The 14,089-nt window shown below is 67.8% G+C and carries 10 protein-coding genes; 8 read left to right on the top strand and 2 right to left on the bottom strand.

Annotated features, from left to right (window positions below):
• The first annotated feature begins 113 nt into the window (after positions 1–113).
• The 8 genes from ACOOF5_RS09695 (at position 114) to ACOOF5_RS09660 (ending at position 11,435) form a co-directional block, all read left to right on the top strand.
• A complete protein-coding gene (locus tag ACOOF5_RS09695; RefSeq protein WP_420438581.1) occupies positions 114–1,043 on the top strand; it encodes a TIGR03621 family F420-dependent LLM class oxidoreductase in 930 nt (309 codons plus the stop codon).
• A gap of 53 nt (positions 1,044–1,096) precedes the next feature.
• Positions 1,097–1,600, top strand: a complete 504-nt coding sequence (locus ACOOF5_RS09690) for a clan AA aspartic protease (RefSeq protein WP_420438579.1) — start codon at positions 1,097–1,099, stop codon at positions 1,598–1,600.
• A gap of 79 nt (positions 1,601–1,679) precedes the next feature.
• Positions 1,680–1,886, top strand: a complete 207-nt coding sequence (locus ACOOF5_RS09685; protein ID WP_420438577.1) for a hypothetical protein — start codon at positions 1,680–1,682, stop codon at positions 1,884–1,886.
• The gene (locus ACOOF5_RS09680; RefSeq protein ID WP_420438575.1) at positions 1,883–2,908 is read left to right on the top strand and encodes a DEAD/DEAH box helicase; all 1,026 of its coding nucleotides are present in this window, start codon (positions 1,883–1,885) and stop codon (positions 2,906–2,908) included. The genes ACOOF5_RS09685 and ACOOF5_RS09680 overlap by 4 nt, the downstream gene beginning before the upstream one ends.
• 184 nt (positions 2,909–3,092) lie before the next feature.
• Positions 3,093–3,413: a helix-turn-helix domain-containing protein gene (locus tag ACOOF5_RS09675; protein ID WP_420438573.1), complete on the top strand. Its 321-nt coding sequence runs from the start codon at positions 3,093–3,095 to the stop codon at positions 3,411–3,413.
• A gap of 466 nt (positions 3,414–3,879) precedes the next feature.
• Positions 3,880–4,257, top strand: coding sequence for a hypothetical protein (locus ACOOF5_RS09670; protein WP_420438571.1), 378 nt, complete (start codon positions 3,880–3,882; stop codon positions 4,255–4,257).
• A gap of 42 nt (positions 4,258–4,299) precedes the next feature.
• On the top strand, positions 4,300–7,677 hold the full coding sequence (locus tag ACOOF5_RS09665; RefSeq protein ID WP_420438569.1) for a PD-(D/E)XK nuclease family protein: 3,378 nt from the start codon (positions 4,300–4,302) through the stop codon (positions 7,675–7,677).
• Positions 7,674–11,435, top strand: a complete 3,762-nt coding sequence (locus ACOOF5_RS09660; protein WP_420438567.1) for a UvrD-helicase domain-containing protein — start codon at positions 7,674–7,676, stop codon at positions 11,433–11,435. The genes ACOOF5_RS09665 and ACOOF5_RS09660 overlap by 4 nt, the downstream gene beginning before the upstream one ends.
• A gap of 34 nt (positions 11,436–11,469) precedes the next feature.
• Here the strand turns inward: ACOOF5_RS09660 and ACOOF5_RS09655 are convergent, their stop codons facing one another.
• Both ACOOF5_RS09655 and ACOOF5_RS09650 read right to left on the bottom strand, forming a co-directional pair.
• On the bottom strand, positions 11,470–12,843 hold the full coding sequence (locus ACOOF5_RS09655) for an amidase family protein (RefSeq protein WP_420438565.1): 1,374 nt from the start codon (positions 12,841–12,843) through the stop codon (positions 11,470–11,472).
• A 116-nt stretch (positions 12,844–12,959) separates the two neighbouring features.
• A complete protein-coding gene (locus tag ACOOF5_RS09650) occupies positions 12,960–14,018 on the bottom strand; it encodes a TIGR03857 family LLM class F420-dependent oxidoreductase (protein WP_420438563.1) in 1,059 nt (352 codons plus the stop codon).
• Positions 14,019–14,089: the final 71 nt, after the last annotated feature.

Here is a 14,089-nt window from a genome sequence, read left to right as displayed (position 1 = left end):
GGCGTCGCCCCGCGACAGGGTGAATCACATCGTGTACACGAGATGGTCGTGGGTGTCCGCCGACACGCGCTGCGAGGTTTCCGGACTGACGAACAGCCTCGTAGGGTGCCGCTGTGCATCCGTTCAGATTCGGTGTCCAGTACGGCAAACCCGAGAGCCCGGCTGCGTTCCGCGAGATGGCACGCAAGGCGGAAGACCTGGGCTATTCGTCGTTGTTCTGCCACGACCATTTCTGGGACAGCTGGTCGCCGATCGTGCACCCGGCGGTCGCGGCGGAAATCACCACGACGTTGCGAGTCGGCACGCTGGTGTATGCGGCCGACTACCGGCACCCCGCTGTGCTGGCGAAGGATTTCGCCACTTTGGATCTGCTTGCCGAGGGCCGCACCGAGTTCGGCATCGGTGCCGGCTGGCTGACCGAGGACTACACCCAAGCCGGCATACCGCTGGACCGGCCCGGGGTGCGCATCGACCGCATGATCGAGGCCTTGGAGGTCATCAAGGGACTCTGGAGCGGCGAGCCCCTGCATTACGACGGCGAGCACTACCAGATCTCCGGCATGGTGGGGCGGCCGCTGCCCCATGCGCCGGGCGGGCCGCCGGTCATCATCGGGGGCGGCGGCAAGCGGGTGCTGAGCGAGGCGGCGCGCCTGGCCGACATCATCAGCCTGAACCCGAATCTGCGCTCGGGCACCGTGGGCCCCGATGCGGCGCGCAGCTCGGTGGCGGCCGAGTTCGCCCAGCGGCGCCGGTGGATCGCTGACGCTGCCGGCGACCGATTCGGCGACATCGAGATCCAGCTCAATACGTTCATGGCGCTGGTGACTGACGACGCAGACAGCATCCTCGCCGAGTTCGCACCGGGTTTCGGGCTGACGGCTGAGGAGGCACGCGAGGTGCCGCTGGTGCTCGCCGGCACGGTCGACGACATCTGCGAGCAACTGCATCACCATCGTGAGGCCTACGGCGCTAGCTACATCGTGATCCACGACCCCGAGGTGGAAGCGATGGCGCCGGTTGTGGAGCGGCTGGCAGGCACCTGAGCACGTCAGCGGGAGCAGCGCACCCGACGCGGCAGTACTGCAACAATTGGGACATGACTTCCACACCACGAGAACTGCCGCCAGAAAATCAGGGTGACGTGACCCGCGACGTGCGCGAGGCTCACCGGCGCAGCCGTCGGCTGCCGTCCCTACGACCCGCCCGAAGAAAGAGGCCTCCTGCGGGTGCCACGCATATCACCGTCACCGTCAAGAACCCAGCAGCACGCGACCGCGTCTGGCAGTCCGAATTCCTGGTGGACACCGGCGCCATAGATTCGCTGGTGCCGCGCCGCTACCTCGAGGCCATCGGCATCGAGCCGATCAGCTCGCGCACATACGAACTGGCGGACGGCAGCCGGGAACCGTACGACATTGGCGCTGCCGAATTCGAATTCATGGGCGAGACCGTCTTCGGCATGGTGGTGTTCGTCGACAACGACGCCGAACCCCTCCTGGGCCTCACTGCACTGGAGTCGGCAGGAATCGAAGTCGACCCACGCAACCAGCAGCTGAAGCGCCTGGCCGCCGTACGGCTCAAGACGCTCGCGCCGACCTGAGCCCGGGCGCGTGCCCTGCGACGGCAGCCCGTCGGTGGTGCTGCTTTCGGCCTGGGGGTAGTCGTCTGACACATTGACCGTGGCGCTGCCGCTGCTCGACGACACCGTGTCGCCGGTACCCGCGTCGGCGGCGGCTGTGACCGAGCCGTCGGGATCGTCAGCATGGGCGCCAGAGGCGAGGCAGTCGGTCGGGTCGGCGGCCGGGACGCGGGAGTCGTTGCTGCTGGGGCTCGGCCAAGCCGCAGGCATCTCCGAGCGCGAGCCGAAGATCACGCCCTCGTCGTGACCAGCTATGGCCTGCTGCAGCGCGACATCGAGTTCCCGCGCGAGGTGCCATGGCGGGGCGTCGCACTCGATGAGGCACAGCAGATCAAGAACCCCCAGACTGCCCAAGCGCGCGCCGCGCGCTCCTTGATTGCGGACTACCGCGTCGCGCTCACCGGCACGCCGGTCGAGAACCACCTCGGCGACCTCTGGTCGATCATGGAATTCCTGAATCCAGGCTTTCTCGGGACGCTTGCAAGCTTCAAGCGCAGCTTCTTCGTTCCGATCCAGGTGGAGCGCGACACCGATGCAGTACAGCGCCTGCGCCGCGCCACAGCGCCGTTCATGCTGCGCCGGGTCAAGACTGACCGCACGATCATCGAGGACCTGCCCGAGAAATTCGAGAGCAAGACCTACTGCTCCCTGACCGCCGAGCAGGCATCGCTGTATCGCGCTGTGCTGCTCGATGCCGAGGAGTCCCTCCAGCAAGCCGAGGGCATCGACCGGCGCGGCCTCATCCTCGCCGTCGTGACCAAGCTCACGCAGGTTTGCAATCACCCCGCGCACTTTCTCGGCGACAACTCCGCGGTCGGCGGACGTTCGGGGAAGCTCAATCGGCTCACCGAGATGGTCGAAGAGGTGCTCGCCGGCGACGAACGAGCACTGGTCTTCACCCGATTCGTGACCATGGGCGACTTATTGCAGCAACACCTCCAAGGGGTGTTCGGCACCGAAGTGCTGTTCCTCCACGGCGGCGTGCCCAAAGCGCAGCGAGACCGCATGGTCTCTGACCATGCGGACCCCGCACTTGCCCCCGCCGATCCTCTGCCGGAGGACCCCGACGCATTCTGGGGCAGTGCTTACGAGCCCGACCTGGCACGCGTAGTGGGTGCCGCGCGGGTTCCCGTCGCGAACGCGGTCATCGCACGCCGTCTGGGAGGCTTCCCGTTCTGGACCGGTTCCGATCCCTTCTTGCCGACGCTGGAAACCGTCTACGGGGCAGCGGCATCCGCAGCGCTGGAAGTCTTTCTCGGCGATTCCTAGCCGGACAGATCCCAGGGGTGCATGGCTCAACGCAGTAGCCGTCTGGACCCTTGGAACTACACAATTGCTTTGCTGGCATTATCGCAAGAATGCGATTATCCTGCGCGTGGCAGACATCGAGATCGCACGGGCGCGTCGCGCTGCGGCGGACTGCGCGCGTCAACAACCGTGATGGAGCAGAGCCGTGGCTAACCGATCCCGTTGGGAGGATGTCAAAGCGGGCCGCGGCGAGCCGTCCCCGACGACTCGTGCCGCCGTCGAACAGGAACTCGCCTTGGGCCAGCTCATCCACGACCTGCGGGTGCAAGCAGGCCTGAGCCAGCGCGAGCTGGCAGAGCGCATGGGAACCACCCAGTCGGTGATCTCGCGCCTGGAGGAGGGCGGTGGAGCACGCAACCGAATCGACACGCTCGTGCGCGTTGCGTCCGGGCTGAACCGACACCTCGTGCTGTCATTTCCCGAGAAGCCTCCGAGCCAACTCCGCGACGCAGTGCAGGTCGCCTGAGTCTTCCTGTTCCTCGTCGAAGCGACTGATGACCCAAGCCCGAACTGCTGACCCCAACATCATGTGTGTGACACCCCTGACGTAGGTTCGCTGAGGTGCAGCAGCTCTCGTTCCGGCTCGTTGGCTACGGACAGTCAGCCTGTGACGAACTCGCGGCCGTCGTGCGCGACGCCAAGGCCGACGACCCGTTCGCGCCGGTCACGGTGCTGGTGCGCAGCAACTACGAGGGTGTTGCCTTGCGGCGGGAGCTCACCCGGCAGCGGGCCGGGCGGACCGAGTCCCAGACTTGCTCGCCTGGGTGGGCCAGACCTTTCAACGGACGACAACCGCGAAGCCAACGCCAAGCAGCTACCCGTAGTCAAGCTAATATCACGGCAGGTAACTAGATGCAATAAAAATCATTTTGAGCTCGAGTCAGTGTCTTCTACGGTGCCCGACGGTTCGCTGCCCACTCCAGGAGGCCACCGTGTCCGAAGAAGACCGATCCCGGCTCTACGCTTGGCTGCGTGAGCAAACCGACGAGCCGCTCGCCGAGTACATGATGTCCTGCCTCGCCCCCGCGCCGCTGTCCGACCTCGTCACCAAACCGCACCTCGCCGCAGAGTTCGCCGCATTCGCCCTGAAAATGGCCGAACAACGCGACGCAGACCGCGCCGAAGCCACCGCACAACGCGAAGCAGACCGCGCCGAGTTCGCCGCATTCGCCCTGAAAATGGCCGAACAGCGCGAGGCAGACCGCACATCGCTCGACCGGCGACTGCGACGGATCTCAGTAGCGCTTCCACTCGAGATCGTGGTGGCAATCACAGCCGTCACTGCCCTCACCGAATGGCTACGCGGCTGAACCGCTCCGGGTCTGTCACACCCCATGCCTAGCTTGGCCGGCGTGGACACCTCAGACTTGGCGATCGGGGAGACGCACGGCACGCGTGCGCCGTTGGGCGGCGGGCTGGCGGCGGTCGGCGTCGGATTCGGGGCCGAGGCCCGCGAGGCGCTCGACGATTTCGTGAGCCGCGCCAAATGCGGCGATCCGCTGGCGGCGGTGACGGTGGTGGTGCCGTCCAACTACACGGGGCTGTCGCTGCGACGCCAACTCGGCAGTCGTGGCGGCGGCATCGCCGCGCTCGAGACGCTCACCGTCGCTGAGTTGGCCGAACGCCTCGGCGGCCCGTCGCTGCAGCGAAGCGGGCGCAGGCCATTGAGCGACATGGCAGTCACGGCGGCGGTGCGCATCGCGCTGCGCGACGACCCCGGCCCGTTCGGTCCCGTTGCCGACCATCACCGGACCGCCGGTGCCCTCAGCCGCACCTATATGGAGTTGCGCGACCTATCCGCAGCCCAGCTCGACGGCATTGCCGACATGTCGCTGCGTGCGGCAGGCGTGGTGGACGTCTGCAGACGAGTGCGGGCGGCGCTGCGCAACGACTGGTACGACGAATTCGACCTCATGGCCGTTGCCGCGGAGCATGTCGGCTCGCTCGATGCGCTCCCGCCGGGACTCGGACGCATCTGCGTGTACCTGCCTCGGCGGCTGAACCAGCATGAGGCGCGCTTGCTGCGTGCGCTCGGCGACACTTCGGTCGACGCTGCCGTCGAGCTGCTTGTGGGGCTGACGGGTGAACGCAGCGCAGATGCAGTGGCGGAGGGCATCTGCCGGCGCCTGCGAATCGAGCCGCCAGTTCTCGACGAACGGCGCCGCGACAAGCTGCGGAGCGCGTCGTGCGGCAACCGGATCGTGAGCGTCACCGATGCCGACGCTGAAGCCCGCACGGTGGTGCGCGACGTGCTCGCCGACCTCGACGCAGGCGTCCCGCCGGACAGGATCGCGGTGTTCTTCGGCACGACCGAGCCGTACGGCCGCACGCTCGAAGACCAGTTCGACGCCGCCGGCATCGCCACGTACGGCAACACCGCCCGGACGCTTGCCGAGTCGATCTACGGACGATTCGCCCTGGGCCTCGCCGCACTCGCCGACGGCGGTCTCCCAGCGCCCCGTCTCGAGCGCCGCGACGTCTTCGACCTGCTCGCCGGCGCACAAGTGCCCCAGCACCGTGCGGGCGAGCACCGCAGCGAGACGGCCGCCGACCGCCCCTTCTTCGTGCCCGATTCCGCATGGGAGCGCCTCGCTCGGGCCGCCCATGTCGTCAGCGGCGACGACTGGCCCTCACGGCTCGGGCGCCATGGCGCTGAGCTGCGCGAGCGCGCTTCGCTGGAACGGTCCGGCGACGATCCCAGCCTCGCCCGCTGCAGGTGGCTCGAGCACGAGGCTGACGAGTGCGACGCCGCCGCGGCGTTCATGGCGGAGATGCGTGAGCGTCTCATGGACGGCCGCAATCGGCACACCTGGCGGAGCCTGTGCGGATGGATGCAGGCATCGCTGCATCGCTACCTCGGCACCGTCGGCCAAGCGCAGTGGACCCAGGACTGGCCCAAGTGGGAGATCACGGCCGCAGAACGCGTCGAGGGCGTGCTCGAACGGCTGTCCGACCTCGGTGCCATCGAGCCGCGAGTCAGCTTCGACACCATGTGCCAAGCACTGGAAGCCGAACTCGCCCAGCCGCACGGCCGCAGCGGAACCGAGGGCATGGGCGTCTACGTCGGTCCGCTCGCCGGGGCACTCGATGTCACCCCCGACCGGAGCTACGTCGTCGGGATGGCCGAAGGCATCGCACCCCCGCGTCCCCAGCCGGACAGTCTCGTCAACGACGACGAGCGGCATTCATCGGGCGGCGCGCTGCGGCTGCACGCCGACGACGCAGCGGAGAGCCACCGGACTCTGCTCGCTGCGATTGCCGGCACTCGTGAACGCTGCACCCTGCTGGTGCCGCGAGGGAATCTGCGCCGCAACGCCGAATATGTTCCGTCGCGCTGGCTCGCGGACACGGCGCGTCGCCTCGATGTCACCGGGCACTGCTTCGCCGACGGATACCTCGACGCGGAGAACCTTCGGGCCGCTGCGCTCGACGACACGGTGCCCGGAATCGTCGAGCAGCCGTCATTCCTGGGTGCCGTGCGTTCGTGCGCTTTCCCTGCCATGGGGTGGGAGTACGACGCGGCGAGCCTGCTTGCCACGAGCCGCGCCGAGCTGGGCCGGCGGCAGCACCCGATGTACGACGACCCGCCGTTCCGCTGCGGTATCGAACTCTCCGCTGCCCGGCGCAGCGCGGCGTTCACCCGTTTCGACGGGAACCTCTCGGGGGTCATCGACAGCGCCAGCGCTATGGCCGCAGTCGTGTCCCCGACTCGGCTCGAGACATGGGCAACCTGCCCGCGCAAGTACCTGTTCGAGCAGCTGCTGGAAGTGGGTGCCGCCACCGAGCCCGAGCAGATCCTCCGCATCGGCGCGCTCGAACGCGGCAGCTTGGTGCATGAGGCGATCGATCGCTTCTACCGGCCGCTCATCGCCAACCGCGACGCGTGGGCGTCGAAGGGGCCGATGCCGGCCGCCGGTGCAGGTCGACCGCCGCCGGGGCCGAGTCGCCCCCCCACCGGCGAGGATCGCGACGAACTCGTCAGCCTGGGACGTGAACTCGCCGATGATGCCGAACAGCGCGGTCTGACCGGCCTGCCGCTGCTGTGGGAGCGAGATCGCGAGACCCTGCTCGCCGATCTCGGCGAACTACTCGACCGCGACGCCCAGCGCAGCACCCGCTCGCGAGGAGACATCGTGAGCTCGGAGTTCCGCTTCGGCTTCGACGGCGCTGCGCCGGCGGTCTCCCATCGCCTTGCCGACGGCAGCGAAGTCGGATTCCGGGGCATCATCGACCGGGTAGAGCGCACTGCCGACGGCGGCCTCGTCGTCGTCGACTACAAGACCGGCGGCGCCGACAGCTACAAAGCCATCGTCAAGCGCGACAAGGCCGACCCGACCGTTGGGGGGACCAAATTGCAGTTGCCGGTCTATGCACTCGCCGCAGCCGCGCACTTCGGATCCCCAATGGCGAGCGCAGGGGCAGTGCTGAGCGCGTACTGGTTCATCTCGTCAGGGCGCGGACGCTGGGACTGGCTGGAGCTCCCCATCGACAGCGCGGTGATGGCGCGCTTCGCCGAGGTGGTCGATGCGATCGTGGCCGGCATCCGCAGCGGCGTGTTCGCCGGCTTCGCTCGGCCTGAAGACGACCGGCGCCAGTACTGCGTGTGCCCATACTGCGACCCCGACGGACTCGGCACCGCTGACGTGCAGCGCTCATGGCGTCGCAAGCGAGACGACCCGGCCCTGGCGGCGTTCGCAGAGCTTGTCGAGCCAGACGGGGAGCGGTCGTGAGCCTGCCGCCACCCGCAACGACATCGCATCAGGCTGACCTCACAGATCGCGATCGTGTCTGCCGGCAGACCGCCACCACCATGTTCGTCGAAGCCGGCGCCGGAACCGGCAAGACCACTGCGCTGGTCGATCGGATGCTCGAACTCGTCACCGGACCGAGCGCGGCGGCGATCGGCTCTATCGCCGCCATCACGTTCACCGACAAAGCCGCCGCCGAACTGCGCAACCGGGTCCGCGCCAAGCTCAACGAACGCCTCGCATCGACATCGAGCGGGCAAGGCAGGGCGGAATTGACCGGTGTGCTCGACGGGCTCGACAGCGCCGCCATCTCCACGCTGCACGGATTCGCGCGACGGATCCTGTCCGAGCACCCCATCGAGGCCGGGCTGCCCCCCCGCTTTGAGGCACTCGATCAGATTTCGAGCGACGTCGAGTTCGACGAGCGATGGCATCGCTTCATCGACGCGTTGCTGTCCGACCCCGATATCGCCTGGGCTGTCGAACTCGTCGACGCCGCAGGCGCCGACCTCGGCTCGCTTCGTGATATCGGCACGGCATTCAATGCGAATTGGGACCGGGTCCGGGTGGCCGACGCGGCACCGCAAGCGACGCCCATCGATGCAAGCGGCATCATCGAGCAGGGAATGGCGCTACTGCAATGGCGGCATCCGACGATGGAATTCAGCGAGAAGGCCACATTGCTGCTGAGCAAGCTTGACGACTACCTGGCACGGCTGTGTGCGGGCGCCACCGATGTCGAGCGATTCGCTGTGCTGAACGAGTCCAACCTCGACGGCCGCGGCGTGCCCAAGGGCGGCGGGGTCTTCCGGGGCGACCACTGGGCGCCGATGCGCGAGGAACTCGAAGAGCTGCGTGCGAAGTGCGCCGCGGCCGCTACGGAGGCCACCGACAACGCAATAGCGGCCTTGTGCGACCGGATCGCCCGCTTCACGCTGGAAGCAGCCGACCAGCGACGGGTCGCTGGACGCTTGGAATTCCATGACTTGCTGGTGCGGGCGCGTGATCTGCTGCGCGTCTCGCCCGAGGCGCGCGCATCACTGCACCGCCGGTATCGCCACCTGCTGCTCGACGAATTCCAGGACACCGACCCGATTCAGATCGAGATCGCCGCGCTGATCGCCGCTGACGAACAGCGCTTCTCGACCGACACGGCAAGCGCCACAGATCGCGGCGCGACGTGGGATCAGCTCGACACCGTGCCCGGTCAGCTGTTTTTCGTCGGCGATCCGAAGCAGTCCATCTATCGCTTCAGGCGAGCCGACATCGAGCTGTACCGCGACGCACAACAGCGATTCGGCCGCGAGATCGGCGAGACGGCCAGCCTGCGAGTCAACTTCCGGTCGACAGCGTCGATCATGGCCTGGGTCAACGCAGTATTCGGTTCGCTGATGACCGCCGACCGCAGCGACCCTGCAGGCAACGACGAGTCCGACTTCGACGGGGGTGGTGCGGGCGACGGCGATGAGGGCAGCAGCGCACGGCGCTTGCAGGCCCCCTATGCGGCATTGACAGCTGTTCGTGCCGATGTCAGCACTGGGCCAGCAGTCACCATGCTGGGTCGTGATGCTCACGACAAGAAGGAGTCTGGACTCAACGCCGAGGGCATCCGAACCGTCGAAGCCGCAGACATCGCCGATGTCGTCTGCGAGATCATTCACGACGGCTGGGAAGTGCACGACCGTCACCTCGACGACATCAGGCCGGCGCGTCTGGGCGACATCACGATCCTGGTGCCGACCCGTACATGCCTGCCACAGCTCGAAGCCGGCCTCTCGGCAGCGTCGGTTCCGTACCGCCTCGATGCCTCCGAGTTCGTGTGGCGCAGCCAAACCGTACGAGACCTGATGATGTGTCTCCGGGCCGCAGCCGACCCCGACGACGCTCTCGCAGTGGTCAGCGCTCTGCGCACGCCCATGTACGGCTGCGGCGACGACGACCTCTACGCCTACTACCGGGCCGCCGGGTCGTGGAGCTACTTCGCCGCTGAGGTCGCATCGTCGCTCCATGGCGAGCACCATCGGGTCGCGTCGGCCTTGGCACATCTCCGCACGCTGTACGACGCCCACACCTTGGTCGCGCCCTCAGTGCTGCTCGAGCGCCTAGTCCGCGAGCGTCGTGTCTTCGAGCAGGCTGCCGCCGGGCCGCGCACACGTGATGTCTGGCGGCACGTGCGCTATGTGATCGACCAAGCGCGCGCATGGTCGGAGAGCCAGCACGGAGGTCTCCGCAAGTTCCTGCGCTGGGTCGAGATGCAAAGCGCCGAGCGCGCCAAGGTCACCGAAGCGATGCTGCCCGAGTCCGACGACGACTCGGTCCGGGTGATGACCGTGCATGCGTCGAAAGGATTGCAGTTCCCCATTGTGATCGTCGCCGGCCTGCAAGGCAATGGCGCAAGCCCGACCACCACGCGAGCAGCGTTCGTTGACGAGCGCCCAGGCGATGCCTCGACGAACCGCTACGGCGGCGCGGCGGCTGTGCGCTTGCGGAAGGGCGCGCAGACTTCGACCTATGCGGCCTGGTTCGATGCTGAACGCCTCGCCGAGCACCATGAGCGGATTCGGCTGCTGTATGTGGCGTGCACGCGGGCGCGTGATCACCTGGTCGTCTCGTTGCACCGCGATACGCCTTCGAAGACGGGAAAGCTGGTCAACCAGAGTCACGCGCAGGTCATCGCCGACGCCATGACGCTCGTCGAGAGCGCGGGCGACGACGCTGCTGGGGCCGAACAGTGGGACTGCCGGTCCGGCCGCGACCCCGACGCCGAGCCTTCCGCGCTGAGGACTGACAGCGCTCGGCCCCCCAACGCCGAACGGCCCGACCGAACTGAATGGCTGGATCGGCGCGACAAGGCCGCGGCATCGTCACGATGGCGGCCGACGCTGAGCGCGACCAGCATGGCGCGCGCGGCGGCCAGCGCAGCTACGCCAGACGCGCCGGTCTCAGCGGCTGACATGCCAAAAGGCCGCGACGCGAACGGTCAGCCGGAATCCGCCCCCATCGGGTCGTCCATTGCTGCGGTGCAAGCGTCGAGCAAGGACCTGCCCGACGACAGACTCGGCGGCGGCCGCGCCCCGGTCAGGCGCGGTCGCGGCGCGACAGCGACCGGCAAGGCCGTACACGGCGTGCTGCAGTCCATCGACCTCCGAAGCGGCGACGGGCTCAGACCGCTTGTGGCAGCGCAGGCGGTTGCGGAGGGCATCGCCGGCCGCCAAGACGTCATCGAGGCATTCGTGCGCTCAGCGCTCGCGAGCGACGAGGTCCGAGACGCAGCGCAGACGCGCCACTGGAAGGAGGTGTACGTCGCTGCGCCGCTCGACGATGCCGATGAGACGGGATCGCCACCGACCGTCGTCGAGGGTTTCGTCGATCTGATGTATGAGGACCCTGCCGGGGGCGGGCTCGTCGTGGTCGACTACAAGACCGATGCGCTCGGAGCGATGCCCGATGCAGACAGCGAGCTGGCCCAGCAGTACCGCCGACAGTGCGCCGCGTATGCATGGTGCCTCGCCCGAGCCGCAGGTACGCCCGTCAGCCGGGTGGTGCTGCTGTACCTGCGGGGAGACGGCTCGCCAGCCACGGCGGACGCTCTGGTCGGCGACAACCTGCACGCCGCCATCGATGCGGTGGCCGGTGCCGCCCAGAGTGCGCTCGTTGGCGGGCAGTCGCCGCCAATGAACCCAGCTGATCCCGCTCGTATCGCTGATGCTGCTCAGACAGCAATCGTCGGCGGGCGGTAGCCGCCGGTGAACTCGCCGATGCGACAGCAGCGGGTCAGGCGACAGCGCGCGGCGGGGGCTGGTAGCCGCCGGTGAGCTCGCCGATGCGGCGTGCGAGCGCCATCGTCGTGCGGTCGCTGCCGTAGGGGCCGACCACTTGGAAGCCGACCGGCAAGCCCTGAGGCGTCAGGCCCAGCGGCGGCACCGTGGCGGGCAGGTACGACATGCCAGTCAGGATCGTCCAGCGCGTCATCTCGATGTAGGGCCGCTCGACGCCATTTGCGGGAATGCGACGCTCTGCGAACGTGCCCTCCTGCATGTGGTCGAAGGGCTGGTGGAAGCTCACCGGCATGAGGATCGCGTCGTAGCTGGCGAAGAACTCCGCCCACTTGCGGCGGCATTCCTCGCGCGCCATGTGGCTCTCGAGCCACTCGCGATGGCTTGGCCCCTGGCCCCGGCCCGCCAACGCCATCGCAGCTCGCACCAACCGCATGCCGGTCTCCCATGCCGGAAGCGGATCGATGTCGGGCCTGGCTTCGTGATCGACGTGCACGCCGCTGCCTTCGAGCGCGTCCACAGCCGCACTCATTACACCCAGCACATCGCCATCGACGGGGCAGTACTCGTCGTCGAGCCATGCGGCGACGCGAAGCGACCCCACGTCATCGGGTGCGGGCGGCAGTTGCGGCACCCACGGCGCCTCGCGGCGCAGCAGCACGTCGAACAGCAGCTCCAAGTCGTCGCAGCTTCTCGTGAGCGGACCGAAGACGTTGATGTCCGGCTCGGTGCTGCCGCCGCGCACGTGATCCAGATAGCCCGTGGTCGGGATCAGCCCGAAGCTCGGCTTGTGACCCCAGATGCCGTTGTATGAGGCCGGGAAGCGGATCGATCCCCCAATATCGGTGCCGATCTCGAAGCTGGTGAAACCCATCGCCGCGGCCGCGGCCGCGCCACCCGAGGAGCCGCCGGGCACCTTCGAGAGGTCCCACGGGTTGGCGGTGGTGCCGAACAGGTCATTGAACGATTGGTTGTCTGCAGACCAGCGAGGCAAGTTCGTCTTGCCGATCACGATCGCCCCCGCCGCACGGCAGGCAGCGACCACGGCTGCATCGCTGTCGGGAACGTTGTCGGTCAGCTCGCGCGCCCCGCCGGTGGAACGGATCCCCGCCGTCATGAGGGCGTCCTTGGCGGTGAAGGGCACACCGTGCAAGGGATCGAGCGCGTCGCCGCGGGCTTGCGCGGCATCCGCGGCTGCGGCGCGCCCGAGCGCGCCCTCAAAATCGCGCGTCACCACGGCATTGATGTCGCCGTCGAGCCGCTCAATGCGGTCGATGACGTGGGCAGTCAGCTCGCGGCTCGACAGCTCCCCCGCGGCGATGGCTGCGGCTTGTTGTGTCGCACTCCTCAGTGCGAGGTCATCGTGCGCCATATCTTCCCCCATTTCCCAGCCGCTGCCGCGGCCCGATGCTGCGCCGACGTTAGTTCTGACGCCGCAGGCCGATACTGGTCCGAGCGTCGCGATCGTGTCGCAGAGCGCCGAGGCGTCTACGCGACAATCTGCCGGTAGGCCTCGACGACTGCTGCGAGTTCGGCTGGTGTTGCGCCGTGCATCAAGACCGCATCACAGCCGAGGTCGATCTGGCGCTTGACGGCTGCGGCGCACTCGGCGGGAGTCCCGGTTGCCATGGGGGCCATCCATTCGTCGGGCAGCAGCGTGCCGATGTGCTCGAGCTCTGAGACCGTGGAGGTGCCGTCGATCGGGGCCAGAAACCGCGACACCACCGAGTCGGCACGGAACTGCGACAGCACAGCTGGGTCCCAGCGATTCACCCGCACGAGCACGTCGCCGTAGTACTGCAGGTAGGTGGCCAAGCGGCCGACGGTCTTGCGCAGCCGCAATTCGTACGGCACGTCGTCGCTCACCACGACGAAGCACGACCACACCGTCACCTCGCCCGGATCGCGCCCGGCCCCGACGGCCGCCGCCTTGGCCGCCTCCACCGAGCGCACGACGGTCTCATCGGAATAGAAGGGGTGCAAGATGACGTCGTCGAAGCAGCGACCGCCGAGCGCCAGCGTCTTGGGGCCCATCGCCCCGAGCGCCATCGGCAGATGCTCGTCGAGCGCCTGATCGAGCAGCAGGATCGGCACGCGTCCGGTCGGACCGTCGTAGTCCGAGATGATCTCGCCCCGGAACAGCCGCCGCATCATCAAGGCGAAGTCCTCCAGCTGCGCCGTGGTGACCGGCTTGAGGCCCATGATCTCCTGCGCCACGGCAACGCCACGCCCGAAACCCATCGTGAACCGCCCGCCTGCCAGGCTCTGCACGGTCAGCGCGAGGCCCGCAGTCATCGTCGGGTGGCGCGTATTGATGTTGGTCACTCCCAGCGTGATGCCGATGGAATCGGTCACCGCGGCAGCAGCGCCGCACATGGCGCCCGCCTCCTTGCGAGCGGGGCGCTCTCCGAGGAATGCTCGCCCGAGCCCCATCGCTTCGGCCGCCTGAACCTCGGCCACGGCATCGGACGAGTCCTGGGCATCGCCGGGCAGCATGTAGAAGCCCAGTTCGGGGAATTCTTGCGTCTCGTTCGTACTGTCGGACATCGGGGTCACACTAGAACCGCGAGGCCGAGCCATCAGGACCCGCAGTGCCGACGACAAAACGCGACCTCAAC

This window comes from Candidatus Poriferisodalis sp. (assembly GCF_965214215.1).
Taxonomy (GTDB): Bacteria; Actinomycetota; Acidimicrobiia; order Acidimicrobiales; family Poriferisodalaceae; genus Poriferisodalis.
Note: the sequence above shows the minus strand (reverse complement) of the source record. Positions and strands in the feature narration are given on the sequence as shown.

Bases quoted from the DNA above. Each gene is read 5' to 3' on its own strand.
- ACOOF5_RS09690 (WP_420438579.1), top strand. From the start codon at position 1,097: ATGACTTCCACACCACGAGAACTGCCGCCAGAAAATCAGGGTGACGTG.
- ACOOF5_RS09655 (WP_420438565.1), bottom strand. From the start codon at position 12,843: ATGGCGCACGATGACCTCGCACTGAGGAGTGCGACACAACAAGCCGCA.
- ACOOF5_RS09650 (WP_420438563.1), bottom strand. From the start codon at position 14,018: ATGTCCGACAGTACGAACGAGACGCAAGAATTCCCCGAACTGGGCTTC.